Annotated in this window: 8 protein-coding genes; 5 read left to right on the top strand and 3 right to left on the bottom strand. The window is 59.9% G+C overall.

Translation table 11 applies throughout. The features are described 5' to 3' along the window. The first annotated feature begins 138 nt into the window (after nucleotides 1-138). Genes tsaD through folK form a run of 3 tightly spaced genes read left to right on the top strand, consistent with a single transcriptional unit; the run spans nucleotide 139 to nucleotide 2,071 of the window. Nucleotides 139-1,176, top strand: coding sequence for a tRNA (adenosine(37)-N6)-threonylcarbamoyltransferase complex transferase subunit TsaD (tsaD, locus tag AAE484_RS07145; protein WP_341937672.1), 1,038 nt, complete (start codon nucleotides 139-141; stop codon nucleotides 1,174-1,176). Between the two features lie 26 nt (nucleotides 1,177-1,202). Beyond that, complete coding sequence (folB, locus tag AAE484_RS07150) at nucleotides 1,203-1,562, top strand: dihydroneopterin aldolase (protein WP_341937673.1); 360 nt, start codon at nucleotides 1,203-1,205, stop codon at nucleotides 1,560-1,562. After that, complete coding sequence (gene folK, locus AAE484_RS07155; RefSeq protein WP_341937674.1) at nucleotides 1,559-2,071, top strand: 2-amino-4-hydroxy-6-hydroxymethyldihydropteridine diphosphokinase; 513 nt, start codon at nucleotides 1,559-1,561, stop codon at nucleotides 2,069-2,071. Before folB ends, folK begins: the two co-directional genes overlap by 4 nt. A gap of 59 nt (nucleotides 2,072-2,130) precedes the next feature. On the opposite strand, the gene AAE484_RS07160 is transcribed toward folK, so the two are convergent. The 3 genes from AAE484_RS07160 to AAE484_RS07170 form a co-directional block, all read right to left on the bottom strand. After that, on the bottom strand, nucleotides 2,131-2,559 hold the full coding sequence (locus tag AAE484_RS07160) for an Hsp20/alpha crystallin family protein (protein WP_341937675.1): 429 nt from the start codon (nucleotides 2,557-2,559) through the stop codon (nucleotides 2,131-2,133). Nucleotides 2,560-2,695: 136 nt separating this feature from the next. Then, on the bottom strand, nucleotides 2,696-3,439 hold the full coding sequence (locus tag AAE484_RS07165; protein WP_341937676.1) for a pteridine reductase: 744 nt from the start codon (nucleotides 3,437-3,439) through the stop codon (nucleotides 2,696-2,698). A 66-nt stretch (nucleotides 3,440-3,505) separates the two neighbouring features. Further along, nucleotides 3,506-4,741: a multifunctional CCA addition/repair protein gene (locus AAE484_RS07170; protein WP_341937677.1), complete on the bottom strand. Its 1,236-nt coding sequence runs from the start codon at nucleotides 4,739-4,741 to the stop codon at nucleotides 3,506-3,508. 346 nt (nucleotides 4,742-5,087) lie between these two features. Between AAE484_RS07170 and AAE484_RS07175 the strand changes: the two genes are divergently transcribed. Continuing rightward, entirely contained in the window at nucleotides 5,088-5,993 is a 906-nt protein-coding gene (locus AAE484_RS07175; protein ID WP_341937678.1) for a DMT family transporter, read from the top strand. 247 nt (nucleotides 5,994-6,240) lie between these two features. Then, on the top strand, nucleotides 6,241-6,885 hold the full coding sequence (locus tag AAE484_RS07180) for a TorF family putative porin (protein ID WP_341937679.1): 645 nt from the start codon (nucleotides 6,241-6,243) through the stop codon (nucleotides 6,883-6,885). Nucleotides 6,886-7,015 lie beyond the last annotated feature (130 nt).

The raw sequence follows: 7,015 nt of genomic DNA on the forward strand, positions 1-7,015 counted from the left end.
CCGGAGGCTCTCATTGGGCTCCGGGATCCGAGGGGCGTGGATTCTAACCACTTCTGCAGTTCGCTGCAACTGGTTCTTGAGAGCAGAGAACTATATCATACGCGCACTTTCATTTTAGAGCGTCTTTCGGGTGAGTGCATGCGTGTATTGGGTATCGAAACATCCTGCGATGAGACCGGCATCGCCCTGTACGACAGCGAACAGGGGCTGCTGGGGCACACCCTCTACAGCCAGGTCCAGGTCCACGCCGAATACGGCGGGGTAGTGCCCGAGCTGGCCTCGCGCGACCATGTGCGCAAACTGCTGCCGCTGGTGCGCCAGGTCATGACCGAGACTGGCACCAGCCGCGAGGACATAGACGCCATCGCCTACACCGCCGGCCCGGGCCTGATCGGGGCCCTCATTGTGGGCGCCTCGGTCGGCCGGGCCCTGGCCTACGGCTGGGGCGTGCCGGCGCTGGCCGTGCATCACATGGAAGGCCACCTGCTGGCCCCCATGCTCGAAGCCGACCCGCCCGGCTTTCCCTTCGTGGCGCTACTGGTCTCGGGCGGCCACACCCAGCTGGTCAAAGTGGAAGGCATCGGCCAATACCAGATGCTGGGCGAATCCCTGGACGACGCAGCGGGCGAAGCCTTCGACAAAGCCGCCAAAATGCTCGACCTGGACTACCCCGGCGGCCCCGAAATCGCCCGGCTCGCCGAAAAGGGAGAGCCCGGCCGGTTCAAATTCCCGCGCCCCATGGTCGACCGCCCCGGTCTGGACTTCAGCTTCAGCGGCCTGAAAACCTATACCCTGAACACCGTGGCCGACCACGCCCAGGAAGACGGCCTGCCCGGCGAACAGACCTGCGCCGACATCGCCCACGCCTTCCAGGAAGCGGTGGTCAGCACCCTGGCAATCAAATGCCGGCGCGCACTGGAACAGACCGGCCAGAAAACCCTGATCATCGCCGGCGGCGTCTCGGCCAACAAGCGGTTGCGCGAAGAGCTGGAAACCAGCCTCGCCAAAATCAACGCCCGGGTCTACTACGCCCGCCACGAATTCTGCACCGACAATGGCGCCATGATCGCCTACGCCGGCTGCCAGCGCCTGCTCGCCGGCCAGTCAGAACCGCTGGCCGTCACCGTCCGCGCCCGCTGGGACCTGGAAAGCCTGCCCGCTGTTAACCTCCCATAAACGACATAAGGGTTTGAGGAACAAGCATGGATATCGTCTACATCAGAGACCTGCAAGTGAACACCATCATCGGCATCTACGACTGGGAGCGGGAAGTGCGCCAGACCATCAGCCTCGACCTGGAAATGGCCTCCGACATCCGCCGGGCCGCCGAAACCGATGATATCCAATACGCCCTCAACTACAAAGCCGTCTCCAAACGACTCATCGCCTACCTCGAAAAACGCGACGCCCAACTCGTCGAAGCCCTCGCCGAAGAAGTCGCCACCATCGTAAGAGAAGAATTCGGCGTCGCCTGGGTCAAACTCAGACTCAGCAAACCCGGCGCCCTGCGCGGCGCGCGCGACGTCGGCCTGATCATCGAACGGGGGGAGAAACCGGCATGACCCAGGTGTACCTCAGCCTCGGCAGCAACATTGACCGGTACCGGCACATCAGTGCCGGACTGGACGCCCTGCAACAACACTACGGAGAATTGCAGATCTCGCCGGTGTTCGAAAGCGAAGCCGTCGGCTTTGACGGCAGTAACTTTCTCAACCTAGTCGTCGGCATCGACACCGAGCGGCCCATCGCCGAACTGTCCGACCAGCTCAAACAGATCGAAGACGACAACGGCCGCCGGCGCGAAGGCCCCAAATTCAGCTCGCGTACCCTGGACATCGACATCCTGACCTACGGAGACTTCGTCGGCGAAGAAGCGGGCGTGGTGATCCCCCGGGACGAAATCACCAAAAATGCATTCGTCCTCTGGCCGCTGACGATCATCGCGCCGGACACCGAACACCCCAGCCTGGGGCAAACCTACGGACAACTCTGGGAAGCGTACGACAAAACCCGGCAAAAACTCTGGCCGGTCGAGTTTCAATGGCGCGGAGAAACGATCTCCCGTGCATAAAAAACGGCCGGGAGGCCGGCCGTTTTCGGGAGCGTTCAACGAATCAGTGAGTTGAGAGATCAGTGAATTTCGATCCGCTTGCTCACCGCCTGCTTCTCTTCCAGTCTGGGCACATTTAACTTCAGCAGCCCGTCTTTGAACTCCGCTTTGATGTCTTGGTCCTTGACGTCGGTTCCCAGGTTGAAGCTGCGGACAAACTTGCCGTAGCGACGCTCCTGGCGAATCACCCGACCTTCTTTTTCCTCCTTGTCTTCGTAACGGGACTCGGCGCTGATGGTCAGGATGCCGTTATCCAGAGTGACGTCGATGTCTTTCTTGTCGACTCCGGGTAACTCGGCACTGATCTCATACCGGTCTTTTTTCTCGGAGACATCCACTCGCGGAGCGAAGGGAACGTCCCCCTGGTTTTGCGTCGTTGTCGGTGCCAAGAAGTTGTCAAACAGATTGTCGAAATCAAACAGTGAAGTGTTGCGTGGTAACAGGTTCATAATTAACACCTCCTTTGAATCTCCAGAGCCAATCTCTGTTCACTTCTAATTGTGGGGGCATAACCGCCGTTTTCAATTGATCTAGCGCAAAGAAAAAGGGAATATTCAGCGTTGGCGGCAGACAAATTACCAAGCGCTAGCTCACGCTTCGGCCGCCATCCACCGCAATAATCTGTCCGGTTATATAAGGCGCTTTTTTAATTAAAAACAGAATGGTTTCGGCGATATCTTCGGGGCCGCCGGGGCGACCAAGAGGAACGCGATCCAGAATCTTCTGTTTGCCCTCATCGTCCAGAGAGGCTTCCTGCTCGGGCCAGAGGATGGCGCCCGGGGCGATGCCGTTGACTCTGATCTCCGGTGCCAGCTCGCGCGCCAGCGACCTGGTCAGCATCACGTTGCCCGCCTTGGCAGCGCAATAAATGGGGTGGTTTTTCAGCGGCCGCTCGGCGTGCACGTCGGCCATATTGATGATCACTCCACGGTTTTTACGCAAGGGCTCGGCCAGCGCCTGGGCGAGAAAAAAGGGCGCTTTGAGGTTGCTGTTGAGCAGATCATCCCACTGGGCTTCATCGGCGTCCCCCACCGGGGTCGGGTAAAAACTCGAGGCGTTGTTGACCAGAGCATCCAGTCGGCCCCAGGGCTTGAGCGCCTGTTCCGCGAGTTGGTCAATGTCGTCGAGCCGGTTCAGGTCGGCCTGGGCGGCGATAGCGGAATCGGGCCGGATCTGATTGAGCTCCTCCACCAACTGGTTGGCGTCTTCGGAGGAAGAGCGGTAATGGATGACGATGTTGAAACCGGCGTTGTGCAGAGTGCGTGCAGTTTGCGCTCCGATCCGGCGGGCGGCGCCGGTCAGCAGTGCAACGGGGGTTTCCTGAGTCATGATCGGTTCTCGTGTCAGTCAATGGATGGACGAAGTTGTCTGTTACGGGCGTGAACCGGTCTGGGATCAGTCCGGGCGGTTCGTGCCCGCGCGCAATTCACCCAGCCGAGCCAATCGCTCCCGCTCCAGGGCTTCGCCGAATTCCTTGCCGGTCAGGCCGCGTTCGGCGATGGCCCGGTTGTCGATGCTCTGGCATATCCTTAATGCTTGGCGTAGGTAGTCGGCCTGGGGGTAATCGCGTTGTTCAAAGCCGGTGCGGCCCCGGGCGTCCGCCTCACAACAGAGTAGAAACTGTTCAAACCGCTCGGATCGGCGGAAGGCATCGGAGGCTTTCAGGACCTTCAGCAGGGTTTTGGGCTTGAGCTCCAGGGCGCGGTGGCAGTGGGTGTGGTATTCCGCCGCCAGCAACGCCAGTGCCCGGTAATCCTTGGGCGCGGCCACGCGTTTGCACAGCGCCTTGACCAGGGGCAGGCTGCGTTGCTCGTGGTTGATATGCCGGGGCCACTCGTCCTCGGGTGTCTGACCCTTACCCAGATCGTGGGTCAGCGCCGCAAACCGGACCGGCGTCTGGTCGCTCAGTTGCGCGGCCTGTTGCATGACCATCAGGCAGTGTTCACCGGTGTCGATTTCCGGGTGATGCTCGGCGGTCTGGGGCACACCGAAGAGGGCGTCCACCTCCGGCAGCACTCTGGCCAGGGCGCCACAGTCGCGCAGGCTGCGGATAAACACCTCCGGGTTGCGTTCGCCCAGAGCGCGTTCCATTTCCTTCCAGACCCGTTCGGGGACCAGGTGGTCCACTTCGCCGTTGTCCACCATCGAACGCATCAGCGCCAGGGTGTCATCGGCAATGCGAAAGCCCAGGTGATGGTAACGGGCGGCAAAGCGGGCGGTGCGCAACACACGTACCGGGTCTTCGGAAAAGGCCGGAGACACATGGCGCAGGAGCCGGTCCTCCAGATCGCGAGCGCCGCCGTACGGATCCACCAATTGCCCCTGCTCGTCTTCGGCCATGGCGTTGATGGTCAGATCCCGCCGTCGCAGGTCGTCCTCCAGAGTGATGTCGGGATCGGCGTGAAACTGGAAGCCGGTATAGCCGGGCGCCGTTTTGCGCTCGGTGCGGGCCAGTGCGTATTCCTCCCGGGTTTTCGGATGCAGGAATACCGGGAAGTCCTTGCCCACCGGGGTAAAGCCCTGCGCTTCCAGCTCTTCGGGTCGGGCGCCGACCACGACCCAGTCGCGTTCAGAATAGGGGTAGCCCAGGCGTTTGTCGCGGACCGCTCCGCCTACGAGATAGGTTTGCATAGAATTCTGGTCAAAGTTGAATGAATCAGGCGTCATTGCTGACAGGTTTTTATGGTGACATAAAAAACCGCCGGTTGCTCGTTGTGCTTTTTGCCCGCTTCGATTAAGGTATGGGTTCGATTTGATTTTAACGGGTTTCCAGCTGTGTTTTTCATGCCGATGGTCATCAAGATGGTAGCGGTGCGCGCCCTGCGTTGGGCGGTGCTGGCACGTCTGTGGGCGCGGCGGAAAACAGGAATGGAATAACCCGATACACCATTTTCGTTTTCAAAAAGCCGCAGCCTCCTCTGCGGCTTTTTTCGTTTGGGGCCGCAGCAGGGAAGTGGCAACGCATAAGGAGTTCGCCGTGCAGGTTTATCTGGCCTATGGTCTGGTGGTTCTGATCTGGTCCACCACCCCGCTCGCCATTCAATGGAGCAGTGACAGTGTGTCGTTTCTGACCGCCGTCGCCGCGCGCATGTCGCTGGCCTCGGCGCTGGCGTTGATTCTGGTGGCGCTGATGCGCCGGTCCCTGTTCGTTCAGCCCGGCGTCTGGAAAGTCTATGCGGCCGCGTCCTTCGGTATTTTTCCCAACATGCTGGTGGTCTACTGGTCCGCGCAGTTCATTCCCTCGGGTTTGATCGCGGTGATTTTCGCCCTGTCGCCCTTTGTGACCGGAATGATGAGCTGGCTGATTCTGCGGGAGAACCCGTTCAACCGTCGACGCCTGCTGGCGCTGCTGGTGGCCCTGACGGGACTGGTGATCATTTTCTGGGATCAGCTGCAGATTGATGCCCGCTCGGCGTTCGGTATCGGCGGCATTCTGCTCTCCTGCGGGCTTTTCAGTCTGAGCAGTGTGAGTCTCAAGCGTCTCGATCGGGGCACGGGGCCACTGGAGCAGACCGCTGGCGCTCTGCTGTTTGCCTTGCCCGGGCTGTTGCTCTGTTGGTGGTGGTTTGATGGCGCGCGTCCCGAAGCCGTGTCGTCGAAGACCCTGGCAGGCATCCTGTACCTGGCCACCTTCGGCTCCCTGCTGGGCTTTACGCTGTTCTATTACGTGCTGAAAAAACTCACACCCAGTGCCGTGTCATTGATTACCCTGATGACGCCGGTGCTGGCACTGTTGATCGGGGCCTTTCTCGCCCAGGAGGCCGTGTCCGGTTCCCTGGCGCTGGGCGCCGCTCTGGTGCTGTTGGCACTGTTGGGGTACCTGGATCTGGGGCTGGAGCGAAGGCTTTTACGGTGGGTCGGGGCGGCGGGGGATTCAACATAGAAGCCCTGCCTTACGGTGGTGCACAGAGGGGAGTGTCCATGCTTTATATTGGTGCAATAAAAAATTGGCTGCTTTGGGAATCCGATGGTTGTCTGCCCTTAAGTGTTTGAAATTAAAGGATAATTAAAAGTTGGCGTGGTCCCTGCAAAAGCTCCGGTACCTGTTCAATAATCGGGTACGCTTTTCGGCCCACCGGTCGACTGGTTGTAAAAACTCAAATACTGACAACACGTTAGAGGAAGAACTCATGAACATGAAGCAAAATATCCTGGCCAGCGCTATTGCCGTCTCTGCCATGGCTGCGGCTGTTGTTGCCCCTCACGCCAATGCCGAACCCGAAGTCTCGGCCTCGGTGGGCGCCGCCAACATGTACTACTGGCGTGGTTTTGACCTGGGCAACGGCGATCCCGCTGTCTGGGGCGACATCAACGTGAGTGCCAACGGCCTGTATGCCGGCATGTGGGCCTCCTCTGGTGACGCTGCGCTCGGCACCGAGTATGACCTCTACGCGGGTTACGGTAATTCCGTGGGTGATTTCAGTTTTGACGTCAGCCTGTGGAGCTACTCCTACCCTTCAGAGCCGGTCGCTGATCCCACGGGCCCCGGCGATCTGGTCGAAGTTGTTGTCGGCCTGGGTTACGGCCCGGTCTCCGTGACTCACTACGCGGACGTTGAAGGCAACGAAGATTACGACTACACCACGGTGGGCGTGGCCGCCGGTGACTTCTCTTTCACCTACGGTGTGCATTCCACTGATTACGCTCACTTTGACATCGGCTACGCCTACAACGACAACCTGAGCTTCACTCTGGGTCTTGTGGCCGACGATGTCGACGGCACCGAGAATGACCAGGCCAAGTTCGTTGTTGGCTTCAGCATTCCGATCGAGTGATAACCGGCTTCTTTCAGTAAGATCCGGCCTGGAAAAAGGGCGCCCTTCGGGGCGCCCTTTTTTATGTGTGCGCCAGGCATGGCGCGTAGCGCCTTGACTGGCGCTGTTCCGGTACACGTGGTGGTGGCCG

Origin of the sequence: Marinimicrobium sp. C2-29, assembly GCF_038419845.1 — a bacterium.
GTDB lineage: Bacteria > Pseudomonadota > Gammaproteobacteria > Pseudomonadales > Cellvibrionaceae > Marinimicrobium.

Excerpts from the sequence above, each read along its gene's own strand:
- tsaD (WP_341937672.1), top strand. The coding sequence starts at position 139 with ATGCGTGTATTGGGTATCGAAACATCCTGCGATGAGACCGGCATCGCC.
- folB (WP_341937673.1), top strand. The coding sequence starts at position 1,203 with ATGGATATCGTCTACATCAGAGACCTGCAAGTGAACACCATCATCGGC.
- folK (WP_341937674.1), top strand. The coding sequence starts at position 1,559 with ATGACCCAGGTGTACCTCAGCCTCGGCAGCAACATTGACCGGTACCGG.
- AAE484_RS07160 (WP_341937675.1), bottom strand. The coding sequence starts at position 2,559 with ATGAACCTGTTACCACGCAACACTTCACTGTTTGATTTCGACAATCTG.
- AAE484_RS07165 (WP_341937676.1), bottom strand. The coding sequence starts at position 3,439 with ATGACTCAGGAAACCCCCGTTGCACTGCTGACCGGCGCCGCCCGCCGG.
- AAE484_RS07170 (WP_341937677.1), bottom strand. The coding sequence starts at position 4,741 with ATGCAAACCTATCTCGTAGGCGGAGCGGTCCGCGACAAACGCCTGGGC.
- AAE484_RS07180 (WP_341937679.1), top strand. The coding sequence starts at position 6,241 with ATGAACATGAAGCAAAATATCCTGGCCAGCGCTATTGCCGTCTCTGCC.